This window comes from Caulobacter sp. GW456-12-1-14-TSB4 (assembly GCF_059424195.1).
Genome location: NZ_JBWKZF010000007.1, coordinates 20,747 through 46,615 on the forward strand (window position 1 = coordinate 20,747; position 25,869 = coordinate 46,615).

21 protein-coding genes are annotated in these 25,869 nt (G+C 68.8%); 10 read left to right on the top strand and 11 right to left on the bottom strand.

Going from position 1 to position 25,869, the window contains the following annotated elements:
* Positions 1-233 precede the first annotated feature (233 nt).
* Positions 234-473, top strand: coding sequence for a hypothetical protein (locus AC07YH_RS08580; protein WP_494746582.1), 240 nt, complete (start codon positions 234-236; stop codon positions 471-473).
* On the opposite strand, the gene AC07YH_RS08585 is transcribed toward AC07YH_RS08580, so the two are convergent.
* From AC07YH_RS08585 to AC07YH_RS08600, 4 genes are all read right to left on the bottom strand, one after another.
* Positions 470-1,957 (bottom strand): alpha,alpha-trehalose-phosphate synthase (UDP-forming), encoded by a 1,488-nt coding sequence (locus AC07YH_RS08585; protein ID WP_494746583.1) that lies wholly within the window; start codon positions 1,955-1,957, stop codon positions 470-472. The genes AC07YH_RS08580 and AC07YH_RS08585 overlap by 4 nt on opposite strands.
* Positions 1,954-2,733 (bottom strand): trehalose-phosphatase, encoded by a 780-nt coding sequence (gene otsB, locus AC07YH_RS08590; protein WP_494746584.1) that lies wholly within the window; start codon positions 2,731-2,733, stop codon positions 1,954-1,956. The genes AC07YH_RS08585 and otsB overlap by 4 nt, the downstream gene beginning before the upstream one ends.
* Positions 2,734-2,851: 118 nt before the next feature.
* Positions 2,852-5,776, bottom strand: a complete 2,925-nt coding sequence (locus AC07YH_RS08595; RefSeq protein WP_494746585.1) for a porin family protein — start codon at positions 5,774-5,776, stop codon at positions 2,852-2,854.
* 111 nt (positions 5,777-5,887) lie between these two features.
* Positions 5,888-7,687, bottom strand: coding sequence for a glycoside hydrolase family 15 protein (locus tag AC07YH_RS08600; RefSeq protein ID WP_494746586.1), 1,800 nt, complete (start codon positions 7,685-7,687; stop codon positions 5,888-5,890).
* A gap of 207 nt (positions 7,688-7,894) precedes the next feature.
* Between AC07YH_RS08600 and AC07YH_RS08605 the strand changes: the two genes are divergently transcribed.
* The 4 genes from AC07YH_RS08605 to AC07YH_RS08620 all read left to right on the top strand — a co-directional run bounded on the left by AC07YH_RS08605 (position 7,895) and on the right by AC07YH_RS08620 (position 11,036).
* Positions 7,895-9,436: a L,D-transpeptidase family protein gene (locus tag AC07YH_RS08605; RefSeq protein ID WP_494746747.1), complete on the top strand. Its 1,542-nt coding sequence runs from the start codon at positions 7,895-7,897 to the stop codon at positions 9,434-9,436.
* A gap of 58 nt (positions 9,437-9,494) precedes the next feature.
* Positions 9,495-10,139, top strand: coding sequence for a peptidoglycan L,D-endopeptidase MepK (mepK, locus tag AC07YH_RS08610; RefSeq protein ID WP_494746587.1), 645 nt, complete (start codon positions 9,495-9,497; stop codon positions 10,137-10,139).
* A 101-nt stretch (positions 10,140-10,240) separates the two neighbouring features.
* Entirely contained in the window at positions 10,241-10,585 is a 345-nt protein-coding gene (locus AC07YH_RS08615) for a hypothetical protein (RefSeq protein WP_494746588.1), read from the top strand.
* A gap of 97 nt (positions 10,586-10,682) precedes the next feature.
* Positions 10,683-11,036 (top strand): GFA family protein, encoded by a 354-nt coding sequence (locus tag AC07YH_RS08620; protein ID WP_494746589.1) that lies wholly within the window; start codon positions 10,683-10,685, stop codon positions 11,034-11,036.
* A 52-nt stretch (positions 11,037-11,088) separates the two neighbouring features.
* On the opposite strand, the gene AC07YH_RS08625 is transcribed toward AC07YH_RS08620, so the two are convergent.
* The 6 genes from AC07YH_RS08625 to AC07YH_RS08650 form a co-directional block, all read right to left on the bottom strand.
* Positions 11,089-12,129, bottom strand: a complete 1,041-nt coding sequence (locus AC07YH_RS08625) for a substrate-binding domain-containing protein (protein WP_494746590.1) — start codon at positions 12,127-12,129, stop codon at positions 11,089-11,091.
* Positions 12,130-12,242: 113 nt separating this feature from the next.
* Positions 12,243-12,590 (bottom strand): arsenate reductase (glutaredoxin), encoded by a 348-nt coding sequence (gene arsC / locus AC07YH_RS08630; protein ID WP_494746591.1) that lies wholly within the window; start codon positions 12,588-12,590, stop codon positions 12,243-12,245.
* Between the two features lie 81 nt (positions 12,591-12,671).
* The gene (locus tag AC07YH_RS08635; RefSeq protein ID WP_494746592.1) at positions 12,672-14,039 is read right to left on the bottom strand and encodes an efflux transporter outer membrane subunit; all 1,368 of its coding nucleotides are present in this window, start codon (positions 14,037-14,039) and stop codon (positions 12,672-12,674) included.
* Complete coding sequence (locus AC07YH_RS08640; protein WP_494746593.1) at positions 14,039-15,145, bottom strand: HlyD family secretion protein; 1,107 nt, start codon at positions 15,143-15,145, stop codon at positions 14,039-14,041. The genes AC07YH_RS08635 and AC07YH_RS08640 overlap by 1 nt, the downstream gene beginning before the upstream one ends.
* Positions 15,142-16,719: an MFS transporter gene (locus AC07YH_RS08645; protein ID WP_494746594.1), complete on the bottom strand. Its 1,578-nt coding sequence runs from the start codon at positions 16,717-16,719 to the stop codon at positions 15,142-15,144. Before AC07YH_RS08645 ends, AC07YH_RS08640 begins: the two co-directional genes overlap by 4 nt.
* Positions 16,720-16,845: 126 nt before the next feature.
* Positions 16,846-17,268: an RrF2 family transcriptional regulator gene (locus tag AC07YH_RS08650; protein WP_494746595.1), complete on the bottom strand. Its 423-nt coding sequence runs from the start codon at positions 17,266-17,268 to the stop codon at positions 16,846-16,848.
* A 142-nt stretch (positions 17,269-17,410) separates the two neighbouring features.
* Between AC07YH_RS08650 and hmpA the strand changes: the two genes are divergently transcribed.
* Positions 17,411-18,616, top strand: a complete 1,206-nt coding sequence (gene hmpA, locus AC07YH_RS08655; protein WP_494746596.1) for an NO-inducible flavohemoprotein — start codon at positions 17,411-17,413, stop codon at positions 18,614-18,616.
* Between the two features lie 57 nt (positions 18,617-18,673).
* Here the strand turns inward: hmpA and AC07YH_RS08660 are convergent, their stop codons facing one another.
* Positions 18,674-19,768 (bottom strand): alpha/beta hydrolase, encoded by a 1,095-nt coding sequence (locus tag AC07YH_RS08660; protein ID WP_494746597.1) that lies wholly within the window; start codon positions 19,766-19,768, stop codon positions 18,674-18,676.
* A gap of 200 nt (positions 19,769-19,968) precedes the next feature.
* Between AC07YH_RS08660 and AC07YH_RS08665 the strand changes: the two genes are divergently transcribed.
* From AC07YH_RS08665 to treF, 4 genes are all read left to right on the top strand, one after another.
* Positions 19,969-20,502, top strand: coding sequence for an RNA polymerase sigma factor (locus AC07YH_RS08665; protein WP_494746598.1), 534 nt, complete (start codon positions 19,969-19,971; stop codon positions 20,500-20,502).
* An 8-nt stretch (positions 20,503-20,510) separates the two neighbouring features.
* Positions 20,511-21,590, top strand: coding sequence for a FecR family protein (locus AC07YH_RS08670; protein ID WP_494746599.1), 1,080 nt, complete (start codon positions 20,511-20,513; stop codon positions 21,588-21,590).
* Between the two features lie 56 nt (positions 21,591-21,646).
* Complete coding sequence (locus AC07YH_RS08675) at positions 21,647-24,214, top strand: TonB-dependent receptor (RefSeq protein WP_494746600.1); 2,568 nt, start codon at positions 21,647-21,649, stop codon at positions 24,212-24,214.
* Between the two features lie 78 nt (positions 24,215-24,292).
* Entirely contained in the window at positions 24,293-25,858 is a 1,566-nt protein-coding gene (gene treF, locus AC07YH_RS08680) for an alpha,alpha-trehalase TreF (protein WP_494746601.1), read from the top strand.
* The last annotated feature ends 11 nt before the right edge of the window (positions 25,859-25,869 follow it).

Below are 25,869 nucleotides of genomic sequence, written 5' to 3' on the forward strand. Positions count from 1 at the left end.
GGTGCGTACAATTTAATTGCCAGCGAACCGAAGTGCATTTTTCTTTGAGGGCTGAAAATATTCCGTGATGGAATACGTATCGGAAACGCGCCTGGATTTCCGGTCCGCGCAAAAACGACTTTTGAAAATCCCAAGATCGTCCGTCGGCCTACGCGAAATATGCTAGGCTGAACCCACGATATCTGGTGGATGCGGCCTTGCTGGCGGCTTCGCTCTCAGCGCCGTGGAGTGACATGACCCAAGCCAAGATCGAGCTGCTGCCCGCCAACCAGCAACGCGCCCTGCAAAGCCTGGCCGAGCGCCAGCCCGGCGTGTCCTCGGGCTTCATCAATATCGCCGCCGCGCAAGCCCTGACGGTCCTGGGCTTGGCGCGTCACGGCGGTGGCGGCTGGGAGATCACGCCGCAGGGGCGAAATCATCTGCTGCGGACGTCCTCGCCGGAAATCGCCAACGATGCGCCGGCGAGGCGCTAGGCGCGCATCGCCTTGGCTTCCGGCCCGGCCTTCAGCGCCTTGGCCGCCACGTCCAGGCTGCGCACCTTCGGCGCGGGCGTTTCCGGTTTCCCGCCTTCGGGTCCCGACCGCGCCCGTAGCGCGGTGACGAAATCGTCCCGCCAGGCGGTGACGTCCTCGCGGTTGACGTTGTCGAACAGGGCCTCCCAGCGGCGCTTGCGCTCCGGCAGTTCCATGGAGAGGGCCCGTTCCAGCGCGTCGGAGATCTCTTCGGGGCTGTTGGGGTTGATGATCAGGGCGTCCTTCATCTGCCGCGCCGCGCCGGCGAAGCGCGACAGGATCAGCACGCCGGGATCGTTCGGGTCCTGGGCCGCGACATATTCCTTGGCCACCAGGTTCATGCCGTCGCGCAGCGGCGTCACCAGGGCCGCGCGGGCGGCGCGGTAGATCCCGGCCAGCTCGTCGCGGCGATAGCTGCGGTTCACATAGCGGATCGGCGTGAAGTCCATCTCGGCATAGGCGCCGTTGATCCGCCCGATCAGCCCGTCCAGCCGCGCGCGCAGGTCCTGATAGGCCTCGACCTCGTCGCGCGAGATCGGGGCGACCTGCAGCAGCATGACGTCACGGACCAGGTCCGGATGATCGTGCAGGAACCGCTCGAAGCCGATCAGCCGCTCTTCCAGGCCCTTGGAGTAGTCCAGGCGGTCGACGCCGACGATCATCTTGCGGAAGACGCTGTGGGCCATCATCCGGTCGTAGACCTTGCGGGCGGTCTCGCCCTGGACGATCTGGGCGAAGTCGGCCGCGTCGACTCCTATCGGGAAGGCCGCGGCCTGGGTGCGCTGGCCGAACGCGACCAGCTCGCCGCGCTCGTTCTTGGAGCCGTTGACCTCGTTGAAGACGTAGCCTTCGAAGGCCTGCAGCGACTCCTCGGTCTGGAAGCCGATCAGGTCGTAGTGGAACAGCGCCTCCACCAGCGCCTTATGGCGGGGCAGGGTGACCACCAGCTGGTGGGCCGGCCAGGGGATGTGCAGGAAGAAGCCGATCCGGTTGGTCACGCCCATCCGGCGCAGCTCCCGGGCCACCGGGATCAGGTGGTAGTCGTGGACCCAGACGATGTCGTCCGGCTCGATCAGCGGCAGCAGGGTCTCGGCGAAGCGCTTGTTGACCCGGTCATAGCCCTCGCCGAACGAGCGGTCATAGGCGGTCAGGTCGACGCGGTAGTGGAACAGCGGCCACAGCGTCTTGTTGGCGTAGCCGTTATAATATTCCTGGTAGTCGGTCTCCTCGAGATCGACGGTGGCGACCGTGACCCCGTCAATCCGCTGCATGTTCAGCTGGCCGGTGAACTCCGGGATAGTCTTGCCGCTCCAGCCGAACCAGATGCCGGAATATTCCCGCAGCGCGGCGGCCAGGGCCATGGCCAGACCGCCGACCGAACCTTCGCCGCCCTCCGCCGGATTCGGCGGATTGACGCGGTTGGAGACGACGATCAGCCGGCTCATGCGATCACCGGGGCAGACAGGCCCTCCAGCCATTTGAAGACCGCGTTGGTGTCCGGGAGGCTGTAGCGCGCCTCGGTCGGCCGGCGGTTGCCGACCAGTATGCCGAAGCCGCCCAGGCGATTGGCGGCGGCGAAGCCGTCCTCGTCGGTCAGGTCATCGCCGATGAACACCGGCATGGCGCCCAGGAACGGGGCCTCGCGCAGGAAGGCGGTCACGGCCGCGCCCTTGTCGGCGCCGGGGGTGCGCAGCTCGACGACCATGTCGCCCAGTTGCAGCACGAGGCCCGTGGACTGCGACAGGCGCTCGCCGGCTTCGATCACCGCCTCGGCGCAGGCCGGAGCGTTGCGGTAGTGCAGGGCGACGGACAGGCCCTTGTCCTCGAACAGCAGGCCGCGTTCGCAGTGGGCCAGCTCCACAAGGATGCGGCGGGCGTCGGCGAGGCCGGCATGCGGCTCGCGCTCGATGACCTGGCCGTCGGCGGTGCGGCGCACCAGGCCGTGCACGGCGCCGATCGCCGGCACCCCGCCGCCCAGGATGTAGTCCAGGTTGGACAGGGCCCGGCCGCTGACGACCGCCACGCGGTCCTCGAACGTCTCGCGCAGGCGGGCCAGCACCCGCGCGCGGCGGGCGTCAGGCCCGACATCGTCGGGACGCGGCATGATCGGCGCCAGCGTGCCGTCGAGGTCGAGGAACAGCGCACAGCGGCGCGGCAAATCGACAGGCGGGGGCGGGAGATCGACAGATTCCAGGCGCGAGACCGTGTGAGCCGCGGTCATGGCGAGAACCCCCTCATCAGTAAGCAACATGCGCCAAGAACGCCGCACGGCCGGGTTCGATCCCGCGAGGCGCTGAAGCTCACGGGATTTCGCACTGCTGCCTACCGAATGGGCGCCCCTAGAACAGCAGCTTCCGGACGTTGAACGACACCACCCGGCCGCGCGGATCCAGGTAATCCGGCTGGTAGGTCAGCGGGACCACGCCCGTGCCGTCGCGCACCGTCTGCTGCTCGTCGAACAGGTTGTTGATCGCGAAGGTCAGGCGCACGCCGCGCAGGATCGGATGAGCCTGGATCAACTCGCGCCGGACGCTGAGATCGGCGAACAGGCGCAGGTTGACCGTCGCCAGGTCCGAGAAGTCCAGATCGGTGGACGCCCCGCCGACGCCGCTGCTGACGTGGGTGGCGCTCTGCCAGTTGGCCGAGACGCGCGCGCCCAGGCCGTACTTGGTGATCCCCGCCTGGGCCTCGACCTCGTGACGCGGCTGGCCGCCGCCCGAGCCCAGAACGTCGCCCTTCAGCAGGTCCAGCGCCGGAATGCCGTCGGCGATCTCGACCCGCTCGCGCAGGTGGATGGTGTGGAAGAGGCCCAGCTGCAGTCGGGTGGCGCGCGGATTGCCGCCACCGCCGCCGCCCCGGCCGCCAAAGCCGCCGCCACCGCCGCGTCCGCCGCCTTCGCCACCGCCGCCGAAACGGGGACCGTCACCGCCGGCGCCGCCACGGTCGCCGAAGTTCGGGCGCGGCGGTTCCTCGCCGGTCTGAGGCGGCTGGGTCTGCTGCTGTTGGTTCTGAGCCTGGTCGTCGGGCTGCGGCGCACGGGCCGGGGCGCTGTCGCCGCCGGCGGCGCTGGGCGTGCGGCGCAGCAGGTCGGCGCCGGGGACGGTCGAGCCATCCTGGCGCTGGCCGCCTACGCCTTGGCCGCCACCCTGGCGACCGCGCCAGCCGCCGGGCGGCGGCGGCGGGGTCTTGCCGATCTGGCGGGAGAAGTTCAGGCCCCAGCGGATCTGCTCGCTCTCGCGCTTGGCGAAGTTCACGGGGCGACTATCGATCCGGGTCAGGTTGCCGTCGGCGTCGCGGGTGAAGCGGTCGGGGAAGGCCGCCTCGACCGCCGCCGTCGCGGCCGGGAAGCCGGCCACCGGGTTGTCGATGCGGGTGCGGGTGTAGTTGGCGTTCAGGGTCAGGCCCTGAATCTTCTCGGGGCGGACATTGACGCCGAACTTCAGGACGTTGCGCTCCTCTGCCCGCAGGTTGGCGTTGCCGCCGCTGATGCGGGTGACGTCGACCGTCTGGCCGGTCACGTAGTCGAAGACCCGCGCGTCGGGCGTGGTGACCAGCGGATTGCCCAGCTGGGCGATGCTGGGCGCGTTCTCCTGGCGGGTCGCCGAGACGATGAAGCTGACGGGCTTGAGCGGCGACCAGTTGAGGCCGCCGCCGATCGTGGTCAGGGTCCCGAAGTCCGAGACCTGGCGGGCGGCCAGGTTCAGGTTGGCCGAGAGGTCGCCGAGCCCCGCCCGCACGCCCTTGCGACGGCTGGCCAGCGGCAGGTCGAAGCTGACCTGGGTGTTGATGTCGCCGCGCGACTGGTCGCTGTCGGTCTCGACGCCGTTGCGGAACGACTTGGCGTTCAGCTTCGTGCCCGTCGCGCCCAGCTTGAACGTGGTCGACAGGTCCCCGGCCGCGAACTTGAACAGGGAGCGGTTGGCGACGAACTGCAGGTCGCCCGTGTCGGTGGTCGAGCGCGCGCGGTCCTGGGTCAACGACAGTCCGGCCAGCGGCGCGAACGGGTTCAGGGTCGGGTCCAGCGCGGTCAGGCGGGTCTGGACGCCGGTCAGGTCGACGCCGCGATCGGTCTCGGTCCGGCTGATGGCGTGATCGTAATTGCCGGTCAGCGACAGCCGCAGGTCTTCGGTGTCCTTGGTCAGGGTGAAGCCGGCATGGCCGGCCAGGTTGCGGCTGTTCTGCTCCAGCGGGGCCAGCTCGCCCAGATAGCGGTACAGCGCCACCGGTTGGCTGAACGGCGAGAACGGGTCGCCGCCGGGGATCACCAGCCGCGCCCGCGCCGGACCCAGCAGCGAATTGCTGCGCGAGGCGGTGAGGCCCAGGTTCAGCGTCGCCGACACCCGGTCCAGGATGTAGCGGTTGGTGACGCTGTTGATCGTCAGCTGCTGGTTCTCGGGCAACAGGGTGCGGCTGTCGCTGAGGTCGCTGGTGTTGGCCACGCCGGGCGTGAAGGCCGACAGAGCCGGGCGACCGCTGGCCGCCGAGCCCGGGACGCCGGCCACGGCGACGGGCAGCAAGGGATCGATCTGGCTCGCGCCGGGCAGGGCGGGACCGATATTGCCGACCAGGTCGTAGAGGCCGTTGTCGTTGCGGCTGATCAGGTCGCGGTCGCTCTCCAGCAGCCGGTCGCTGTTCTGGATCTTCACGGCGATGTTGGTGCGGCCGTCTCGGTTCAGCTGCAGGCGGCTGTAGTTGGCCATCTCGCTGAGCTGGCCGCCAGCCGTCGAGCCGCCGATCTGGCCCTCGATCGTGGCGGCGCGGAAGCGCTGGCGCAGCACCACGTTCACGACCTTCTGGTCGGCCGAGTAGCCGTATTTCAGGGCCACTTCCTCGGGCAGGATCTCGACCCGCTGGATCGCCTCGGTGGGCACGTCGCGGATTTCGCCCATGCCGGAGATGCGGCGGCCGTTCAGCAGCACGACCGGATCGCCGCCCAGGCCGCTGGTGGTCTGGGGCGTCAGCTCGGTCAAGAGGTCGGTGATCGACGACACCCCAAACGAGCGGACGTCGGCGGCGCTGAAGGTCTCCTCCGGCGGAATGTCGCCCATCACCGCGCCATAGGGCTTGCCGCTGGCGGTGATGGTGACGGCCTCGACCTCGGTGTCGAGGTCTTCCGGCGTCACGGGCTTCTGCGCTGCCGGCTTGGCGGGGGCTTGCTGTGGAGTAGGGGCGGGCGTAGTCGCCTGCTGCGCATAAGCGGTGGTCGCGACACACCCCCAAAGGCCCAGCAAAGAGACGCCGGCCAAGGCCAGTTTGCGGCTCACCAAAGAGCTTCTCCGAATTTTAGAGCGTCCCGCCTTCGCAGTTGCCTGCAAGTTGTGACGGCCGGATGTCAAAGCCGCAACACAGCTCTGCAAGTCTGGCGGACCCCAAGTCTATCTGACGGAGGTCCAAGGCCGACTTAGCAGCACGGCGCAATTGATCAATCCGACCAGGGAATAGGTCTGGGGATAGTTGCCCCACAGTTCGCCGTCGGCGAAGCCGATGTCCTCCGACAGCAGGCCGGCGCCCGTGCGGCGCGACAGCATGTCCTCGAACAGCGCGCGGGCTTCCTCGGAGCGGCCCGACAGGTGCAGGGCCTCGATCAGCCAGAAGGTGCAGATGTTGAACGCCGTCTGCGGCGAGCCGAAGTCGTCGGGGATGGCGTAACGCAGCAGATAGGCGCCTCGACGGAGACCGTCCTCGATCGCCGCCAGGGTGGCGACGTTGCGCGGGTCGTCGGCGGCGTGGAAGCGCAGATCGACCAGCTGGAGGAGGGAGGCGTCCAGCTCGTCGCCCTCGAAGGTGGCGGCGAAGCGGCCCAGCTTGTCGTTCCAGGCGCGGTCCTCGATGACCTGGCGCACCTGGGCGGCGCGACCGTTCCACAGGGCGGCCTTTTCCTTCAGGCCCAGCTTCTCGGCGGCGTTACCCAGGCGGTCGCAGGCCGCCCAGCACATGGCCGAGGAATAGGTGTGGACGTTGGCCCGGCCGCGGAACTCCCACAGGCTGGCGTCGGGCTGGTCGTGCAGCTGGAAGGCGCGCTCGCCGACCGGTTCCAGGGCCTCGAAGTCATCGACCGTGGCCGGACGCAGCAGGCGCTCGTCGAAGAAGGCCTGAACCGTGGACAGGATGATCTGGCCGTAGACGTCGTTCTGGATGTGCTCGAAGGCCTGGTTGCCGACACGCACGGGTCCCATGCCGCGATAGCCGGGCAGGTCGGGGGCGAAGCGCTCGGTCAGCACCTCCTCGAACCCGACCCCGAACAGCGGCTGGATGTGACCGCCGCCGGCCCGGTCGACGATGTTGCGCAGATAGCCCAGATAGTTCTCCAGGATATCGACCGCGCCCAGGCGGTTGAGGGCCTGGACCACGTAATAGGCGTCGCGCAGCCAGCAGTAGCGGTAGTCCCAGTTGCGGCCGCTGTCGGCGTGTTCGGGGATCGAGGTGGTCAGGGCCGCGACGATCGCGCCCGTCTCCTCGTGCATGCACAGCTTCAGGGTGATGGCGGCGCGGATCACCGCCGTCTGCCACTCCAGCGGCACGGCCAGGCCGCGCACCCAGTGCTTCCAATAGCTGTCGGTCTCGCGCAGCATCCGCTCGCAGGTCGCGCCGATATTGGCGTCGAAGCCTTCGTCCGCGCCCAGGAACATGGCGATCGGACGCTCCAGGCGGAACGTGCGCTCCTCCAGGATGTGCGAGACCGGCGCGTCCGTGCTCAGGCGCAGGGTCATGTCCGAGCACAGATAGCGGATGTGGTTCGAGCCGGAGGTGTGCTCGGCGATCTTGGCGCCCCAGCCGGCGGTGGGGCGCACGCGCAGGGTGATGCGGGCCACGCCGATGATCGGCCGGATCAGGCGGATGAAGGCGGTCGGGCGGAAGGTGCGGCCGTGCTGGATGTAGCGGGGCGCGAAGTCCAGGATCTCGAACCGAGCGCCGTCCTCGTCGGCGATTTCGGTGCGCAGGATCGGGGTGTTGCGCAGATAGCCCTGGCGGGTCTCGGCCCGGCGCTCGACCAGTACGTCCCAGACGCCCTTGGCCTCGGCGCTTTCGATGTCGGCGTTGTCGAGCAGGGCGCTGAACACCGGATCGGAGTCGACGCGCGGCGCGCAGGCCCACACGAAGCGGCCTTCGGTGTCGATCAGGGCGCTGACGGCGCAGTTGCCGATCGGATAGAGGTCGAGAGTCTTCTGGTGCATGCCTTACGCCGCCTGGTTTTGCCGAGGTCCCCGTTTTGAATGAAACCGACGGTGTGGCTTGCGGGTTCCTGTTGTCGGAAAACGTTGTCGGGAGCAGCCTGGAAGGCTCGCCTTTCACGCTACCTTCGTTGACGCGGAGGGCCGACGACGGCCATCTGGAAACCTTGACGCGGCAAGTCCGCGCGTATGCGGGCGGGCTGCTTGACGGTGATGCGAGTTTCGAGAACCTGCGGCGTCCTGGCGGCGGCGATGAGCCTGCTGTCGCTTGAAGCCGCGCAGGCCCAGTCGCAGCGTCCGCCCCTGGCCGGCGGCCGTCCGCCACAGGCAGCGCCCCAGCAGGCCGCTCCTCTGGTCTATGCCCCCCGGCCGTCGCCGATGCAGCCGGACTATTCCAACATCCAGCTGCGGTCCGAGCAGATCGATCTGCTGCGCCAGGTGCTGGGCGACGCGTATCTGCATGGCTTCGAGCCCGGGGCCTTTTCGCCTGACCAGGCCATCGCCCAGCTGCAGTCGCGCGACGGCATGACCCGCGTCATCGGCCAGACCCAGCTGATCAACCTGACCCTGGCCTACGCCAAGGCCGTGCGCTCGGGCCGGCTGCCGGTCAGCGCCTTCATGAACGAGTGGGGCCTCAAGCCCGCGGCCTACGACCCGGCGCCGGAGTTCTACGCCGCCGTCCAGCAGGATCGCCTGGCCGCGTGGCTGGGAACCCTGCCGCCGCCCTATACCGGCTACCAGACCCTGCAGAAGGGCCTGGCCACCTATCGCGACATCGCCGCCCGGGGCGGCTGGGCGCCGCTGGCCGCCGGTCCGGACCTGAAGGAAGGCTCGACCGGCGCCCGCGTCGTGGCGCTGGAAGCCCGCCTGGCCGCCGAGGACCCGACCATCGCCGTCGATGGCGCGCCGATCTTCGACGCCGCCCTGACCCAGGCCGTGCAGCGGGCCCAGAAGCGCTTCGGCCTCAATCCGACCGGCGTCGTGGGCAAGGCCACGCTGGAGGCGCTGAACGTTCCCGTCGAGCGGCGCCTGGACCAGATCGAGGCCAATATGGAGCGCTGGCGCTGGCTGCCGCAGGTGCTGCCGGCCGACCGCATCCAGGTCAATGTCGCCGCCGCCATCCTGTCGGTGTTCAGCCACGACACCCCGACCCTGACCATGCGCGCGGTCACCGGCCGTCCGGGCGACGAGACGCCGATGCTGTCGTCGATGATCCACTCGATCGTCCTGAACCCGCCGTGGAACGTGCCGTCCTCGATCGCCTCCAAGGAGCTGTGGCCCAAGGAGCGCAAGAGCCCCGGCTATCTGCGCCGCAACGACTTCGTCGTCATCCCGACCGGCGACGGCGGTTCGCGCCTGCAGCAGAAGGCCGGCCCGCTGGCGGCGCTGGGCAAGCTGAAGTTCGACTTCGCCAACCCCTACGGCGTCTATCTGCACGACACCCCCAGCCGCGCCCGCTTCGACAGCTTCAGCCGCCTGGCCAGCCACGGCTGCGTGCGCCTGCAGAAGCCGACCGAACTGGCCAAGGCGCTGATGGGCGACGACGCGACCTGGACGCCGGAAAAGATCGACGCGACCCTGGCGACCGGCGACACCGTGCGGGCCAAGCTGCCGCAGCAGATCGCGGTCTTCCTGCTCTACTGGACGGCCTATGTGACCCCGGACGGGCAGGTGAACTTCCGCGATGACCCGTATGGCTGGGATCGCGAGCTGGTGCAGCGTATCGCCGCACTTCGTCCTGGCTCCGCTTGATTTGTTAACATCGTTGCGGTTTCCTCCCCAACCTTAGTGTCGGGGTTTAGGCGTACCAATGCATCGACGTAAGCTGCTCCAGATGGGGCTTGGCGTTCTTGGCGCCGGGCTGTTGCCGGTCGCCGACGCGCGGGCCGATGACGATATCATCGGCGCGATCCTGGAAGGAAAAGCCCCGGCCGCCGCTCCGGTTCCGCCGGTGGGCCTGCGCCCGACGCCGGTCGAGACGTTCGCCTCGAATTCGGCCGTCGAGCCGCGCTGGATCAACCTGCGCAACATCCACACCGACGAGAAGCTGGAAGCGGTCTACTGGGACAAGGGCGAGTACGTGCCCGACGCCGTCGAGGCCCTGAACAAGGTGCTGCGCGACTATCGCAACGACGAGACCCATCCGATGGACACGGGCCTCTACGACATCCTCGACCAGATCCGGGCCAAGACCCAGAGCAAGTCGCCGTTCCAGATCATCTCGGGCTACCGCTCGCCGGCGACCAACAAGCTGCTGGCCGAGCGCAGCGGCGAGGTGGCCAAGCGCAGCCTGCACATGGACGGCAAGGCCATGGACATCAAGCTGGAGGACGTCGACCTGCGCTATGTCCGCCAGGCGGCTCTGGACCTGGGACGCGGCGGCGTCGGCTACTACCCGACCAGCAACTTCGTCCACGTCGACGTCGGTCCGGTCCGCAAGTGGTCGGGCACCTAGGACCGTCTTTCCCCTCAGGGCCGAAACGGGTAACCAAGCTCTAGTTCAGGCGTTTAGAGCGTGGTAGCCGGCTTGTATCGGCGTCAGGGGATCCCAGTCAGATGAGTGAGCGTCGCGGCAATCCGTTCGGTTGGATCATCCTCGGCTTCATCGTCGGCGTCCTGGCCACGTTCGGCACGATCCTGTTCCTGACCGCCAGCGACGGCGGCTACGAGGACGGCCCGTCCGAAACGCGCACCGCCGCCGATGATGCGGCCACCGCGGCTATGTCGGCGCGCTCGACCACGTCCCAGCCCGCTCCGCACAAGGTCGAGACCTCGGCCCCGGTCGCCGAGACGCCCGTGTTGGCCACGCCGTCCGAGCGCCAGACCGCCCCCGCGCCGACCCTCGACCCGCAAGTCGCCGACGACGCCGCCGCCGCCGGCATGACCTCGCGGACGCGGTAGCCCGCTACACGGTGCGACAACCCGCCCCATCACCCTGCTGACACATAGCTGGCGGCAGGGGAGGCGCAGAATCCTTGAGTGATCAAGGAGATGCGTATTGACGATCAAGGGTAGCTGCTTGTGCGGCGGGGTCCGCTTCGAGCTGTTCGAGCCGCCGCTGCTGATGGGGGCCTGCCACTGCTCGCGGTGCCGCAAGGCCGGGTCGGGCGTCTATGCCTATGTCCGGGCCGAGGCGTTCCACTGGCTGGCGGGGCGCGAACTGCTCACCCACTACCGTCCCGGGCCGCCGTTCCGGCTGACGCGGAGCTTCTGCAAGCGCTGCGGGACGTCGCTGGGCGATCCCGAGAGCGGCCGCATCCTGGCCATCGCCGCCGGCTGCCTGGACGACGACCCCGGCGTGGCGGTGAGCTTCGAGGAGTTTGGTCCCGACCAGCCGTCCTGGGACAAATAAAAAAGGCGGCCTCCGAGGAGACCGCCTTTCCAAACTCAAGCTCGAAGGACGCTTATTCCTTCGGAGCCGGCATGGCGGGCATGGCGCCAGCCTTGGTCTTCATCTGGGCGTGGACCGCCGGCGGCAGCGGGATCAGGCCGCGGCCTTGCAGGTAGCCGCCGCGACCCGTGGCCGAGTCCGACACGAACTCGCTGACGAAGTCCTTCAGGCCCGGCGTCACGCCGACCTGCGACTTCTTCACGTAGATGTAGAGCGAACGCGACAGCGGATATTGGCCGCTGGCGATCGAGGCCGGGGTCGGCTTCACGCCGTTGATCGCCGCGCCCTTGATGCGCGAGGCGTTCTCTTCCAGGAACGAGTAGCCGAAGACGCCCAGGGCGTTCGGGGTCTTCTCGATGGTGCCGACGATGGCGTTGTCGTTCTCGCCCGCGTCGACCCAGCCGCCGTCGGTGCGCATCGGCGAGACGGTGGCCTTGAACTTCTTCTCGTCCGAAGCCTTCAGAGCGGCCAGGAACGGGATCTTGGCGGCGCCATTTTCCATGGCCAGCTCGACGAAGGCGTCACGGGTGCCCGAGGTCGGCGGCGGGCCGTACACCAGGATGCGGTTGGCCGGCAGGGCGCCGTTGACGTCCTTCCAGGTTTTGTAGGGGTTCTTGACGGTCGCCGTGCCCTTCGCGCTCTGGTCGGCCAGACCCATATAGAGCTGCTCGAGCTTGAAGTTGAAGTCCGGCGATTTCTTGTCGGCGGCCACGACGATGCCGTCGAAGCCGATCTTGATCTCGACGATGTCCTTCACGCCGGCCTTCTGGCAGGCCAGGAACTCGGACTTCTTCATCGGACGCGAGGCGTTGGCGATGTCGGGGAACTGCTCGCCGGCGCCGCCGCAGAACATCTTGATGCCGCCGCCGGTGCCCAGGCTCTCGACCTTCGGCGACTTCTTGCCGGTCTTCTTCGAGAAGTTCTCGGCGACGCGGGTGGAGAAGGGGAACACCGTCGAGGAGCCGGCGGCCCAGACGTAGTCGCGGGCGGCGTGAGCTTGGTCGGCGACGGCGAGCAGGGCGATCGTCGCGACCGCGCCAAGGAGCTTGTTCATCTCGTCATATCCTGTGTGGTCCGGGGACACGGGGGAACGTGCCGGAGCAATGCTGGGCCTTTTGTCACGGTTCCGCGACAGTTTTACGACGTCGTGTCCGTGTGCGGACGAAATCAGACGACCGTCAGGGCCTTCTCGATCGGCCGGGCCAGCACCACGCGCTTGGGGCCGTCGACGATCGGACGGTTGACCAGGATCGGGTGCTCGACCATCGCCGCCAGGAGCGTCTCGTCCGAAACGTCCGCCTCCAGAAGACCCAGCTCCTCGGCCGGCGTGCCCAGCTTGCGCAGCAAGCCCTTGAGATCGGTGTCCGAGCGCTGAACGAGGTCCACAAGTTGCTCGCGAGTCCAGCCGGTCTTCAGATATTCCACCACCGTCGGGTTCAAGCCGGCCTCGCGCAGCAGGGCGACGGTCTTGGTCGAGGTGCTGCATTTGGGGTTGTGATAGACGGTGACGGCCATGGGGTGCTCCTGAGACGGGAGCCGGTCTAGAGCCCCGGACAGCCGCTTTCAACCGCGTCTGTACCGTTGTTCGGCGACTACTTAAGGGGCCGGCGTCCAGCCGCCGCCCAACGCCCTGGCCAGGTCGACGGCGGCGACGGCGCGGGCCTCGCGGGCCTGGATCACCGCCTGGTCGGCGGCCAGCAGGCCGCGCTCGGCGTCGATCTGCTCGAGGTACGAGGCATAGCCGGCGCGATAGCGATCCTTGGCGCGGCGGGCGGCCTCGGCGATGGCGGCGCGCTGGGCGATTATCTCGCTCTCCTGGCGCTGCAAGGCGTCGACGGCGCGCAGGGCGGTTTCGGTCTCGGCGAAGGCGTTCAGCACCACGCCGCGATAGCTGGCTGCCGCCTGGGCCTTGCGGGCTTCGGACGCCTGGACCTGGGCCTTCAGCCGGCCGCCGTTGAAGATCGGCTGCGCCAGGCCCGCGCCGACGTTCCACAAGGCCACCGGATCGGGCAGGGCGTCGGTGAACACCCGATCGGCCGACACCGACAGGCGCAGCTGCGGCAGCAGCTGGGCGCGCGAGGCGGCCAGGCTGGCGTCGGCGGCGATCAGGCTGTCCTGGGCCTGGGCGATGTCGGGCCGGCGGGCGAGGAGACTGGAAGGCGCTTCGACCGGGATTGGGTTTCTCAGCAGGGCCGAGAGATCGCCGCCGCGCGCAATAGGGCCGGGCGGATCGCCGGTCAGGGCGCTGATCGAGGCCTCCAGCCGGGCGATGGCTAGCTCCAGGGCCGGGACCTGGCGACGGACGCCGGCCAGCTCGGCCTGGGCTTGGTCGCGCTCCAGCTTGGTGGAGTAGCCGGCCCCTTCGCGGCGTTCGATCACGTGCAGACCGGCCTCGCGGGCGGCGATGGTCTGCTTGGCGACGGCCAGCTGGGCGTCCAGCGACAGCAGGCCGATATAGGCCCGGGCGACGGTGGCGGCGACGGCCAGGCGGACGCTGTCGCGGGCGGCGGCGCTGGCCTGCAGGCTGGCGCGACCGGCGGCGTCCAGATCGCGGACCCGGCCCCACAGGTCCACCTCGTAGGCGACGCGCAGGCCGATCTGTTCGGCGGTAGACTCGTAGGAGCGGCCAAAGGCATCCAGCTGCCGCGAGCCCTGGATCCCGGCCACGGCGTCGACCGTCGGGACCAAGGCCGAGTGGGCGACCCGGGCCAGGGCGCGGGCCTCGTCTACCCGGGCCGTGGCCAGGGCGATGTCGGCGTTGCGGGCCAGGGCCTTGTCGACCAGGGCGTTCAGTTGCGCATCGCCCAGCAGCGTCCACCAGTCGGCGGCCAGAGCGCCTTGGGCGTTCGGCGTCGTGCGCCACGCGGCCGGCGGCGGCACGGGCGAAGGGGGGCGCTCGGGCGCGGTGGTCGCGCAGGCGCTCAACGCCGCGCTGGCCAGCAGAAGCGGGAGCAGCCGGCGCATCAGCGGCCGCCCTTGGTGTCGACCTTGGTCACCACCGACATGCCCGGCCGCAGACGCGCGGCCAGCGGCTGGTTCGGGCTGATGGCGATCTTGACCGGGATGCGCTGGGCGACCTTGACGAAGTTGCCGGTGGCGTTCTCGGGCCGGATCACCGCGAACTCCGAGCCGGTGGCTGGGGCCAAGTCCTCGACCACGCCGCGCAGCTTCTTCTTGCCCAGGGCGTCGACCGTGAAGGTCACCGGCTGGCCGACGGCCATGCGGGCGGTCTGGGCCTCCTTGTAGTTGGCCGTCACCCACAGGCGGGCGGGGACCAGGGCCAGCAGCTGCGTGCCGGCCGAAACGTACTGGCCCAGCCGCACCGAGACCTCGCCCAGCTGCCCATCACGCGGAGCCCTGATGAGGGTGTTGTCCAGGTCGATCTGCGCCAGGCGCAAGGCGGCCCGCGCGGCCTCGACGGCGGCCTTCAGGCCATCGCGCGAGACGGCGACCGAGCGGATGTCCTGGCGGGCGATCTCCCCGCCGGCGGCGGTCTGGCGCACGGCCGCCTCGGTCTGGCGCAGGGTGGCCACGGCCTGGTCGCGCTCGCGCAGGGACACCGAGCCGTCGGAGGCCAGGTCGTTGATGCGGGCGAGGTCCGCGCGGGCGCGAGCGGCCTGGGCTTGAGCGGAGGCCTGCTCGGCCTCGCGACCCGAGAGCGCGGCGGTGCGGGCCCGCTGGGCCTGGTCGAGATTGGAGAGGTCGGCCTCGCGCGCGGCCAGGGTCGCTTTGGCCTGCTCGACGCGGGCCTTGTAGATACGGTCGTCGATGCGAGCCAGGAGCTGGCCTTGGCGGACGTGGTCGAAGTCCTGCACCGCGACCTCGACGACATAGCCGTTGACCTGTGGGGCCATGACCGTGACCTGGCCTCGGACATAGGCGTTCTCGGTCACCTGCAGGCTGGTGGCGAACGGCGGCAGGCGCCAGACGAACAGGATCACCAGCACGGCCGCGACGGCGGCGGTGACGGCGATGGCCAGGGTCCCCGGACTGACATGCGTCGGGTGGCGCAGGGCCTCGCCAGCAGCCGCGGAGGGCGCTTCGGGGGAGGGAGCAGCGGCGTCGGTCATGAGGCGGCCCTTTGCGCGGCTTTCATCTTGGCGATGACGCGGAGCGTGAAGATCGCGGTGTTGGCCAGGGTCAGCACGGCGAGGACGAGCAGGAGCAGGAAGAGATCGTTGTAGGCCAGGATGTTGGCCTCGCGCGTCGCCTGGCCGACGAGGGCGGAGGGGCCGGCGCGCAGGCGGTCGGCGACGAACGGGATCGTGGCGTCCAGCTGGCCGACCAGATGGGCGTAGTGGAAGCGCATCCGATCGTACTGGAAGGTCTGGCCCAGGGCGTTGCCGAACAGGGCGCCCAGGTTCTGGGTGACGGCGAACGAGACGACCAGGGTCGGGAACGAGCGCCAGCCGCGCTGCAGCACCTGGATGAAGCCGATCAGCAGGGTGGGGGCCAGGACCAGGGCCGTGGCGAAGCCCAGCATCGACTGGCTGACATAGAGCTGGGCCGGCCGGGTCAGGTCATTGGAATGGCTGTCGATGAAGGCGGCCACGCCGATCAGGACCACGGCGATCATGATCTGGAAGAACACGGTCTGCGGGCTGATCGTCAGGGCTCCGACGACGGCGCCGGCCAGGGTGGCCATGGTGATCACCACATAGAGGTCTCGGGTCTGCTCCTGGCCCATGCCGACGGCGGCCAGCAGCCCGGCGGCGCCGACGTTCTGCTCGGCCAGCAGCACCCGCGTCAGGAAGGCGATCAGGATGAAGCCGATGAAGTCGGGCGTGATCGCCCAGCGCAGGTCGAGCAGCGGATTGGCTCGTCCCCATTCCAGCGCCACGGCCGCGATGATCAGCACCGCCGCCACGGCCAGGGCCACGCCCATCCACGGGGCGGCGAACCACCACTCCAGCCGCCCTTGGCCCAGCACGGCGCAGATCAGGGCGATGCCGATGGCCATCAGCGGATAGGTGACGAAGTCGGCCCACTCGAACACCTTCAGCCGCTCGGACGGCGGCAGGCGCAGGGCCAGGACCGCGGCCAGGGTGGTCAGGACCAGGGCCAGCTCGATCAGGTAGAGCGTGCGGAACTGGCCCAGCTCCAGCAGGTCCGGCGAGAAGCAGCGGGCCAGGGGCGTGGCGACCAGCGGCAGGCCGAAGGCCAGCACGAAGGCCGACAATCGTCGCGCCGCCGGGAAGGCCTGCAGCAGGTAGAAGATCGCCAGGGTGGTCAGGGGCGCGGCGGCCACCCCGCTGGCGGCGCGCACGACCAGGGCCGAGGCGAAGTCGTTGACGAACAGGTGCGCCACGACGGCGGCCAGATAGGTCCCCAGCGCCAGCTGGACGAACAATCGAAGCCCGTACTGCTGGCGAAACTTCACCAGGATCAGGTTCATCGACACCGAGGTCATCGCATAGGCGGTCGGCAGCCACGAGGCCTCCGCCGGGTCCAGCCCCAGCGTGCCCTGGATGTTGGGCAGGTTCACCGTGATCAGGGCCGTGCCCATGGCGCTGGTGAAGGCCAGCAGCACGCCGACGCAGCCATAGGCGATGCGGACGGGCAGCGAGAAGTCGGGCGTCGCGGGCGAGCCAGGAAACAGCGGCCGCTCGTGCGGTTGCAGGCTGTCGATACCCGGATGACTCATGCCGTCGCCCTCGCTCCCCTAGCTGTAGCGCGCAGGTGGGCAGGGCGCGAGAGGTTGGACGAACGCCGGTTCATGATCCCGGCTTAAGCGCTCCTGGCGGCGCCCGATTGTACAATTCCACCGCCCTCAACTGCTGAGCGCCAGCAAACGCCGCGCGGCGGCCTGGTCGGTGACGATCATGTCCAGGGTCTGGCGGTCCAGCACGGCCATGAAGGCGGCGGTGGCCTCGTTCAGGGCGCGGGGCAGGCCGCAGACCGGCGCGACCTTGCAGTTGGCGCAATCGACCAGGTGCAGGCCTTCCTCCGTCTCGCGCACGACCGCGCCGACGGTGATCTGCGAGGCCGGACGCCCCAGGCGCAGGCCGCCGCCGCGTCCACGCTGGGCCGAGACCAGGCCGGCCTTGGACAGCTGCTGCACCACTTTCATCAGGTGGTCCTTGGAGATGTCGTAGGCGCGCGCGATCTCCTGGATCGAGACCGTCTGGTCGTCATGCGCCGCCAGGTGCAGCAGCACGCGGATGGCGTAGTCGGTGTAGCGGGTGAAGCGCATCGAAGGGTCGCCTAGCAGTCCGGTTCACGGCCGTCGAGCGGTGCGCCCGATAATATGTACTTAAGGTGCATCTTTTCTTGGTCCAGGGGTGGCGCGGGTATAGATGCATATTGTCTGCATATTTAAGCCGAGAGTGCTTCCGATGACCACCCCGCTGAGCGGCAAGACGATCGCCTTGGTCAAGGCCACGGTTCCGGCCCTGACCGAACATGGCGCGACGATCACCGCCGCCATGTACAAGCGCCTGTTCGAGACTCCCCATATCCGGGCCCTGTTCAACCAAGCCAACCAGGAGTCGGGAGCGCAGGTGAAGGCGCTGGCCGGCGGCATCCTGGCCTATGCCCGCAACATCGATAACCTCGGCGTGCTCGGCCCGGTCGTCGAGCGCATGGCCCAGAAGCACGTCGGCTATCACATCCTGCCCGAGCACTACCCCTATGTCGCCACGGCCCTGCTGAGCGCGATCAAGGAGGTGCTGGGCGAGGTCGCTACCGACGAGATCCTGGACGCCTGGGCCGAGGCCTACTGGTTCCTGGCCGCCATCCTGCAAGGCCGCGAAACCGACATCCGCCAGGGCGTCGAGGCCCAGGAAGGCGGCTGGAGCGGCTGGCGGGCCTTCGTGGTCGAACGGAAGATCCGTGAGAGCGCGGTGATCACCTCGTTCGTGCTGCGCCCGCGGGACGGCGGCAAGGTGGTGGCCCACAAGCCCGGCCAGTTCCTGACCTTCGCCTTCGACACGGCGACGCAAGAAGGCGTCAAGCGCAACTACTCGATCAGCCAGGCCGCCAATGGCGAGACCTATCGCATCTCGGTCAAGCGCGAGACGCATGGCGTGGCCTCGGGCCACCTGCATGACGCGATCCAGGTCGGCGACGTCCTGATGGCCACCCCGCCGGCCGGCGATTTCCACCTGAAGGCCGCCGAGCGTCCCGTGGTGCTGCTGAGCGGCGGCGTCGGTCTGACCCCCATGGTCGCCATGCTGGAGGCGATCGCCGCCGATCATCCGGACCTGGAGGCCCACTTCGTCCACGGCGCGCTGAACGGCGACGTCCACGCGCTGGGCGATCAGGTCAAGGCCCTGGCCGCCGCCCACGGCGGCACACGGGTCTCGACCTTCTTCAGCGAACCGGCGGCCGGCGACGTGCTGGGCGACAGCCATGACGTCGAGGGCTTCGTCTCGATCGACTGGCTGAAGGTCGAGACGCCGTTCGACACCGCCGACTTCTACCTCTGCGGGCCCAAGCCCTTCCTGCGGAGCCTCGTTCAAGGGCTGATCCAGGCCGGCGTGCCGGTCGACCGCATCCACTACGAGTTCTTCGGCCCCGCCGACGAGTTGCTGGCGGCCTGATCCGGCTCGGCCATCGTCCTCACCCCAAGCGCGAGGGGCGAGGACGAACCGGCGTCGCTACATCCCGAGAGCAGCCTTCAGCTTGCCGCCCGCATAGGCTTCGGCGTCCTTGGCGTCGGCCACGACCGGGCCCATGCCGAAGAACTCGTGGGTCACGCCCTGATATTCTTTCAGGTCGGTCTGGACGCCGGCGGCCTTCAGCTTGTCGGCCAGGTTGGCGCCGTCGTCGCGTAGCGGGTCGATCTCGGCCAGGATGATCGTGGTGGGCGGCAGGCCGTCCAGCTTGGCGCCGACCAGGTTCAGGCGCGGATCGGTCGCCTCGCTCGGGCTCTTCAGCGTATTGGTGAAGAACCAGGCCAGCATCGGCGTGTTCAGCGGCTTGGCGGCGGACTGGGTCATCTTCGAGCCGGTGGTCATGTTGCTGTCGGCGACCGGATAGACGGCCAGGACCGTCTTCGGGGCCTGGAGCTTCTGGTCGCGAGCGGCGATGGCGACATTGACCGCCATATTGCCGCCGGCGCTCTCGCCGGCCACGGCGATGCGGGTCGGGTCGCCGCCGATCGTCTTGGCGTTGGCCAGCAGCCACTTGTAGGCGGCGATGGCGTCGTCATGCGCGGCCGGGAACTTGGCTTCCGGCGCCTCGCGGTATTCGATGGAGACGACGATCGCGCCGCTTTCCTTGGCCAGCGAGCGCGCGCCGCCGTCATAGGTGTCGATATTGGCGATCACCCAGCCGCCGCCGTGGATATATAGCACGACCGGCGTATTGGCCCCGGCACCGGCTGGCGTATAGACGCGGGCCTTCTGCTGTCCGGCGGCGCCGGCGTACAGGATGTTCTTGGTGGTGACCGTGGCGTCGGGCGCCAAGCCCTTCTCGGTCATGATCGCCTTGACCGCGTCGGCCGGCGTCGGCTGAGCACGGGCCTCTGTCGGCGACAGCCTTTCGATCGGCGTGCCGCCGAGCGAGGCCAGCTTATCCAGCACGGCTTGCATGTCGGCGTCGGGCTTGCCGGACTCGGTCGTCTGGCTGGCCGCGGCGGGCGTGTCGCCGGCGGTCTTGGCCTCGTCGTGCTTGGGCGAGCAGGCGGTCGCCATGAGGGCGAGAGCGGATACGGCGCCCATGAGGGCGAGCGTGGTCTTGCGTTGGGTCATGGGCTTCTTTCCTGTTCCCCGAGGCCTTTGCAACGGGGCGTCGTGAGGTCGGTTCCGGAAGCATTTCTGTTTGAAATTCAGCGTGTTGAATGAGAATTCGGCGGAACGGAACCGTCGCACCGGCGCTCACGCGACGAAATACTTCGCCGGCCTTGGTGTGCGTCCCGGCGCGATGTGCGTCATGACTGTCGAGAGCAGTCATGCAGGCTGGATCGGGAGGGTACGCCGTGCGGCAGGTCGCGCCACACGATCTTCGAGGGTTGGATCGGCGCTACAGGCCAGCGCTGATGGCCTTCTTCATGCGCCGCGCCGCCACCCACAGCGACGCCGAGGACATGACCCAGGAGCTGTTCGCCAAGCTGGCGCGGGTCGAGGACCCGGCCATGGAGAACGCCGACGCCTACATCTTCCAGATGGCCGCCAACCTGCTGCGCGACCGCCAACGGCGTGAGCGGGTGCGGGCCAGCTATCGCGCCGCCGTGGCCGGCGAGGTGTTCGACCAGGAGCCGCTGGACCCCGCCCGCATCCTGCAGGGCCGCGAGGACCTGGGCGCCGTCTCCCGCGCCTTGCGCGAACTGCCCGAGCGCACCCGTGCCATCTTCCTGCTCTATCGCCTTGAAGGCATGAAGCAGGCCGAACTCGCCACGCTGTACGGCATGACCACCAGCGGCGTGCAGAAACACATCCTCAAGGCCATGGGCCACCTGACGCGCAAGCTGAGGGTGGGCGAATGAGCACTCCCATGGACGACGACAAGATGGATTTGGCCCTCGACCAAGCCGCCGAGTGGTGCGTGCGCCTTTCCGAAGGCGAGCTGACGCCGGCCGAGCAGGCGGCGCTGGACATCTGGTTCGCCGAGGACCCCGAGCATCGCGAACTGCTGGACGACGCCGTCGCCGCCTGGCGGGCGGTGGACGAGCAGGCGTCCCACCCCGGCATGATCGCCCTGCGCGGCGAGGCCTTGAACGACCTGCGCCGCGCCCAGCGCCGGCAATGGGCCAGGAAGCCCGGCCCGCGCGCCCTGATCTGGAGCGCCGCCGCGGCGGTGGTCGCCGCCGTCGCCCTGGGCGGAGCCTTCGCCTGGCAATCGAGCCTGCCGGACGTCTATCGCACCACCGAGGGTGAGCGGCGGATCGTCGAGCTGGAAGACGGCTCGCGCGTGTCGCTGGACGCCGCCACCGTGTTGAAGGTCCGCTATGACGGCGACCGCCGCCGGCTGTGGCTGGACCAGGGGCGCGCCAAATTCGCGGTGGCCAAGGACCCGCTGCGGCCGTTCTCGGTCGCGGCCGGCGGCAAGCTGGTGGTCGCCACCGGCACCACCTTCAGCGTCGAGCGCGTCGCCGACCAGATGCGGGTGGTGCTGTACGAAGGCCACGTCGCCGTATTGGACGGGGAGGGCGCCAAGAACCGTCCGCCGCCGCTCTTGAGGGTCAATGGCGCGCCGACCGAGAAATCCCTGACGCCCGACCACGAGCTGGTCGCCCAGGTCAATTCCGAGGCCGCCTCGGTCGCGCCGGCCGACCCGAACCGCGCCGCCTCGTGGGAGAGCGGTCAGCTGGTCTTCCAGGACGAGCCGATGTCGTTGGCTGTCGAGCGGGTCAATCGTTATGCCCGCGAGAAGCTGCGGATCGGCGATCCCTCCGTGGCCAACCTGCGGATCAGCGGCGTCTTCACCTCGGGCGACACCCGCGCCTTCATCGATGGCGTCACCGCCGTGCTGCCCGTGCGCGCCGTGAACGGCCAGGGCGGCGAGACCGTATTGCGCGCGTTCCAGCGCCAGCCAAAAAACTTCACGACCGGCGGTGAGTCCTCCGTCGAGTGAGGCGTCTAACTGACCGAAAGCGCCGACAGAAAAACAACGGCGCGAGGGAGGGACGAATGAGCAAGTCTTTCGATCAACGCTGGCTGCTGGGCGCTTCGGCGGCCGTGCTGATGGCCTTGGCCGCGCCTGGCGCCGTGCAGGCGCAGGCGCGGGCTGAACAGGCCTATGACATACCGGCCCAGGACCTGGCCGGCGCCCTGCGCGCCTTCGGCCGAGCCTCGGGTAAGCAACTGGCCTTCGACGAGAATCTTACCCGCGGAAAGCGGGCTCCTAAGCTGAAGGGCGCGTTCAGCGCCGACGAGGGCCTGACCCGTTTGCTGTCGGGCTCGAACCTGGTCGCCCAGCCCACCGCCAGCGGCGTCTACGCCATTCGCGAACGGCCCTTGCTGGTCTCGGCCAGCGCCGCCGGCCAGGCCGCCGCGCCCGCCACCGCCGTAGAACAAAGCCGTCCGGAAGAGCCCGCTCAGGTCGAGGAAGTGATCGTCGTCGGCACGCCCGGCGGCGCCGGCATGGACAAGCTGTCGGCCAGCTTCGCGGTCACCACCGTCAGCGCCCAGGACATCCTCAAGGCCTCGCCCAAGAGCAGCGCCGAGCTGCTGTCCATGGTGCCGGGCGTCTGGGTCGAGACCTCGGGCGGCGTCGCCGGCGCCAACGTCTTCGTGCGCGGCTTCCCCGCCAGCGGCGACGCCGAATTCCTGACCATCCAGCTGCAGGGCGCGCCGATCTATCCGCCCTCGACCCTGTCGTTCCTGGAGAATTCGTCGATCTTCCGCGTCGACGAGACGATCTCGCGGATGGAAGCCCTGCGCGGCGGTCCCAACCCGATCTTCTCGAACGGCCAGCCGGGCCTGACGACCAACTTCATGCTCAAGGAAGGCGGCGAGGAGACCAAGGGCCTGGTCAAGGCCACGACCTCCGACTATGGCCTGCGCCGCATCGACGGGGTGATGAGCGGCAAGCTGGGCGATGATCTCTACTTCATGGCCGGCGGTTACGTGACCCGCTCGCCAGGCGTGCGCGACACCCAGTTCGACAATGAGAAGGGCCAGCAGTTCACGGTCAACCTGACCAAGAAGCTGGAGCGCGGGAAGGTGAACTTCTACGCCCGCTTCACCGACGACCACGGCGCCTGGTACCTGCCGTTCGCGGTCAATGTGCCCGGCATCGACAAGGGGACCTATACCCAGCTGGGCGAGTTCTCGCGCCAGCAGACCCTGCAGGTCCACGCCAACGGCGCGACCCGCAGCTTCGACCTGGCCGACGGCCGGGGCTGGAAGGGCTATGTCGCCGGCGGCAGCTTCGAGCATGAGTTCGGCGACGGCTGGACGGTGCGCGACCGCTTCAGCTTCACCAAGGGCGACGCCAACACCTACGGCCTCGTGCCCGACGGCGGGGCGGTGACGGCCAGTTCGGTGGCGACCGTCATCGGCGGCCCGGTCCGCACGCGCGGCGGGACCACCCTGGGCGCGGGCGACTACGTCCAGGCCTGGGGCGCGTGGATCGTCGAAAAGCAGATCCAGGCCCTGACCAACGACTTCAGCATCGCCAAGACGTTCGGCGCCCACGCGGTGTCGGCCGGCTACTACGCCTCCAGCTTCTCGTCGGACGACTTCTGGACCATCGGCAACTTCAAGCCGATGCAGGTGAAGGCCAATGGCGACTACCTGGCCGCCAATGTCTCTTGCGCCAACCTGGCCACCGCCGGCAGCGGCACGGGCTGCTGGGCCTATGGCCTGAACTCCAACGGCGACGGCAAGGTCAATGCCTTCTATCTGGCCGACAGCTGGCAGATCATCGAGCCCCTGCGCCTGGACGTCGGCGTGCGCCGCGAGAAGTTCTCGACCGACTATGTGGTCGACGACGGCAATGGCTATCCGGACGGCCTGGCCATCCGCACGGTCGACTACAGCCAGTCCAAGACCTCGTACACGGTCGGCCTGAACTACGACCTGTCGGAGACCTCGGGCGTCTTCGCCCGCTACTCCAAGGGCTACAAGTTCCCCAGCTTCGACAACTTCCGTGAGAACCTGACCGACACCTTGAGCGTCAAGCAGTACGAGCTGGGCTACAAGCTGCGCTCGGGACCGTTCGAACTCTACGCCACGGGCTTCGCCAACACCTTCGACGGGGCCAAGTTCGCCGATGTCGGCGGCACGCTGGAGACCAACAGCAACAAGGCCCACGGTCTGGAGCTGGACGGTCGCTGGCGCTCGGACTTCGGCCTGTCGCTGGCCCTGAACGGCACCTTGCAGAAGACCGAGATCAAGAAGTCGTCGATCGTGGCCAACAAGGGCAACAGCGCCCAGCGCCAGCCCGACTGGCAGATCCGCTTCACGCCCAGCTACGACGTCCGGATCGGCGAGGTGGCCACCACGCTCTACGGCACGGTCAGCGCCGTGGACGACCGCTGGGGCGACAACGCCAACACCCAGAAGCTCAAGGGCTACACCAAGGTCGATCTGGGCGCGATCTTCAATGTCGGCGACTTCAGCGTCCAGGTGGCCGCCGACAATCTGACCGACAGCCATGGCCTGACCGAGGGCGACCCGCGCTCGACCAGCGGCGCCAACGCGCGGCCGATCCTGGGCCGGTCGGTGCGGCTGTCTGTCGGCTACAACTTCTGATCCACGAACTTATCCCCTAGACTTCATGCGCGGGCCGGCTCGCCGGTCCGCGTTTTTCTGTTCCGAGAGGCTCCCCGTATGGTCCGCCTGTTCGCCGCGTCGCTTGCCGCGCTCACCCTGTCCACGGCCGTCCAGGCGCAGGAGGCGGCGAAAGTCCCAACGCCGGCGGACACTTACCAGGAGCTGTTCCACCAGGTTCAGACGCGGCGGATCTTCCCGGACGGCAAGACCTTCGTCGACGCGGTCCCCAAGCGCGCGCCGGCGAAAATCATGGCCGACTATCGCGCCCGGGCCCGGTTCAGCGACGCCGAGCTCAAGCGCTTCGTCGCCGCCAACTTCACGGTCCCGCAGGCGGGCAAGGCGCCCAAGCCCAGCGCCGCGCGGCCGCCGATCAAGGCCCACATCGCCGCCCTGTGGCCGCACCTGACCCGGCCGCTGGTCAAGCCCGTGGCGGGCGGCTCGGCCCTGGCCATGGACAAGCCGTTCGTCGTGCCCGGCGGGCGCTTCCGCGAGATCTACTACTGGGACAGCTACTTCACGATGCTGGGCCTGAAGGCCGACAAGCGCGACGACCTCGTCGAGAATATGATCGACGATTTCGGCGGCCTGATCACGGCTTACGGCCATATCCCCAACGGCGCGCGGACCTACTATCTGAGCCGCTCGCAGCCGCCGTTCTTCTTCGCCATGGTCGGGCTGTCGGCGGCCACCGATCCCAAGACCATCAAGGCGCGTGTCGATCTGATGCGCCGCGAGCACGCCTTCTGGATGGAGGGCGAGGCCGACCTGAAGCCGGGCGAGGCCCACCGCCGCGTGGTGGCCATGGCCGACGGCGGGGTGCTGAATCGCTACTGGGACGACCGCGAGACGCCGCGCGACGAGTCCTATCGCGAGGACCTGGAGACCGCCGCCAAGAGCGGCCGACCGCCGGCCGAGGTGTTCCGCGATCTGCGGGCGGGCGCCGAGAGCGGCTGGGACTATTCCTCGCGTTGGATGGCCGACGGCAAGACCCTGGCGACGATCCAGACGACCGCCATCGCCCCCGTCGACCTCAACAGCCTGATGTACGGCCTGGAGAAGGCGATCGGGGCGGGCTGCGCCAAGATCGCCGATGCCGACTGCGTGACCGAGTTCGACCGCCGCGCCCAGGCGCGGGCCCAGGCGATCGACTTCTACCTCTGGGATTCGGCCAAGGGCGCCTATCTCGACTACCAGTGGAAGACCGGCCAGCGCCTGGATCGGCTGAGCGCGGCGACCTTCTATCCGCTGTTCGTCGGCGCGGCCGAGGAGGCGCGCGCCCACATCGTCGCTCAGAAGGCCTGGGACGAGTTGCTGGCCCCCGGCGGCCTACGCACCACGACCATCCGCACCGGTCAGCAGTGGGACACCCCCAACGGCTGGGCGCCGCTGCAGTGGGTCGCCGTCTCGGGCCTGCGCCGCTATGGCGAGGACGCCCTGGCCGGCGAGATCTCCAAGCGCTGGCTGGCCACGGTCGAGCGCGAATACAAGGCCAGCGGCAAGATGCTGGAGAAGTACGACGTCGAGGAAGCCAAGGCCGGCGGGGGCGGGGAGTATCCCACCCAGGACGGCTTCGGCTGGACCAACGGCGTGGCCCGCGCGCTGATGGAGCCTGCCGCAAAGTAAAAGGCTCTCCC

Bases quoted from the DNA above. Each gene is read 5' to 3' on its own strand.
- treF (WP_494746601.1), top strand. From the start codon at position 24,293: ATGGTCCGCCTGTTCGCCGCGTCGCTTGCCGCGCTCACCCTGTCCACG.
- AC07YH_RS08650 (WP_494746595.1), bottom strand. From the start codon at position 17,268: ATGCGCTTCACCCGCTACACCGACTACGCCATCCGCGTGCTGCTGCAC.
- AC07YH_RS08645 (WP_494746594.1), bottom strand. From the start codon at position 16,719: ATGAGTCATCCGGGTATCGACAGCCTGCAACCGCACGAGCGGCCGCTG.
- AC07YH_RS08635 (WP_494746592.1), bottom strand. From the start codon at position 14,039: ATGCGCCGGCTGCTCCCGCTTCTGCTGGCCAGCGCGGCGTTGAGCGCC.
- otsB (WP_494746584.1), bottom strand. From the start codon at position 2,733: ATGACCGCGGCTCACACGGTCTCGCGCCTGGAATCTGTCGATCTCCCG.
- hmpA (WP_494746596.1), top strand. From the start codon at position 17,411: ATGACCACCCCGCTGAGCGGCAAGACGATCGCCTTGGTCAAGGCCACG.
- arsC (WP_494746591.1), bottom strand. From the start codon at position 12,590: ATGGCCGTCACCGTCTATCACAACCCCAAATGCAGCACCTCGACCAAG.
- AC07YH_RS08625 (WP_494746590.1), bottom strand. From the start codon at position 12,129: ATGAACAAGCTCCTTGGCGCGGTCGCGACGATCGCCCTGCTCGCCGTC.
- AC07YH_RS08660 (WP_494746597.1), bottom strand. From the start codon at position 19,768: ATGACCCAACGCAAGACCACGCTCGCCCTCATGGGCGCCGTATCCGCT.
- AC07YH_RS08580 (WP_494746582.1), top strand. From the start codon at position 234: ATGACCCAAGCCAAGATCGAGCTGCTGCCCGCCAACCAGCAACGCGCC.
- AC07YH_RS08640 (WP_494746593.1), bottom strand. From the start codon at position 15,145: ATGACCGACGCCGCTGCTCCCTCCCCCGAAGCGCCCTCCGCGGCTGCT.
- AC07YH_RS08670 (WP_494746599.1), top strand. From the start codon at position 20,511: ATGGACGACGACAAGATGGATTTGGCCCTCGACCAAGCCGCCGAGTGG.
- AC07YH_RS08585 (WP_494746583.1), bottom strand. From the start codon at position 1,957: ATGAGCCGGCTGATCGTCGTCTCCAACCGCGTCAATCCGCCGAATCCG.
- AC07YH_RS08665 (WP_494746598.1), top strand. From the start codon at position 19,969: ATGCAGGCTGGATCGGGAGGGTACGCCGTGCGGCAGGTCGCGCCACAC.
- AC07YH_RS08675 (WP_494746600.1), top strand. From the start codon at position 21,647: ATGAGCAAGTCTTTCGATCAACGCTGGCTGCTGGGCGCTTCGGCGGCC.
- AC07YH_RS08615 (WP_494746588.1), top strand. From the start codon at position 10,241: ATGAGTGAGCGTCGCGGCAATCCGTTCGGTTGGATCATCCTCGGCTTC.
- AC07YH_RS08600 (WP_494746586.1), bottom strand. From the start codon at position 7,687: ATGCACCAGAAGACTCTCGACCTCTATCCGATCGGCAACTGCGCCGTC.
- mepK (WP_494746587.1), top strand. From the start codon at position 9,495: ATGCATCGACGTAAGCTGCTCCAGATGGGGCTTGGCGTTCTTGGCGCC.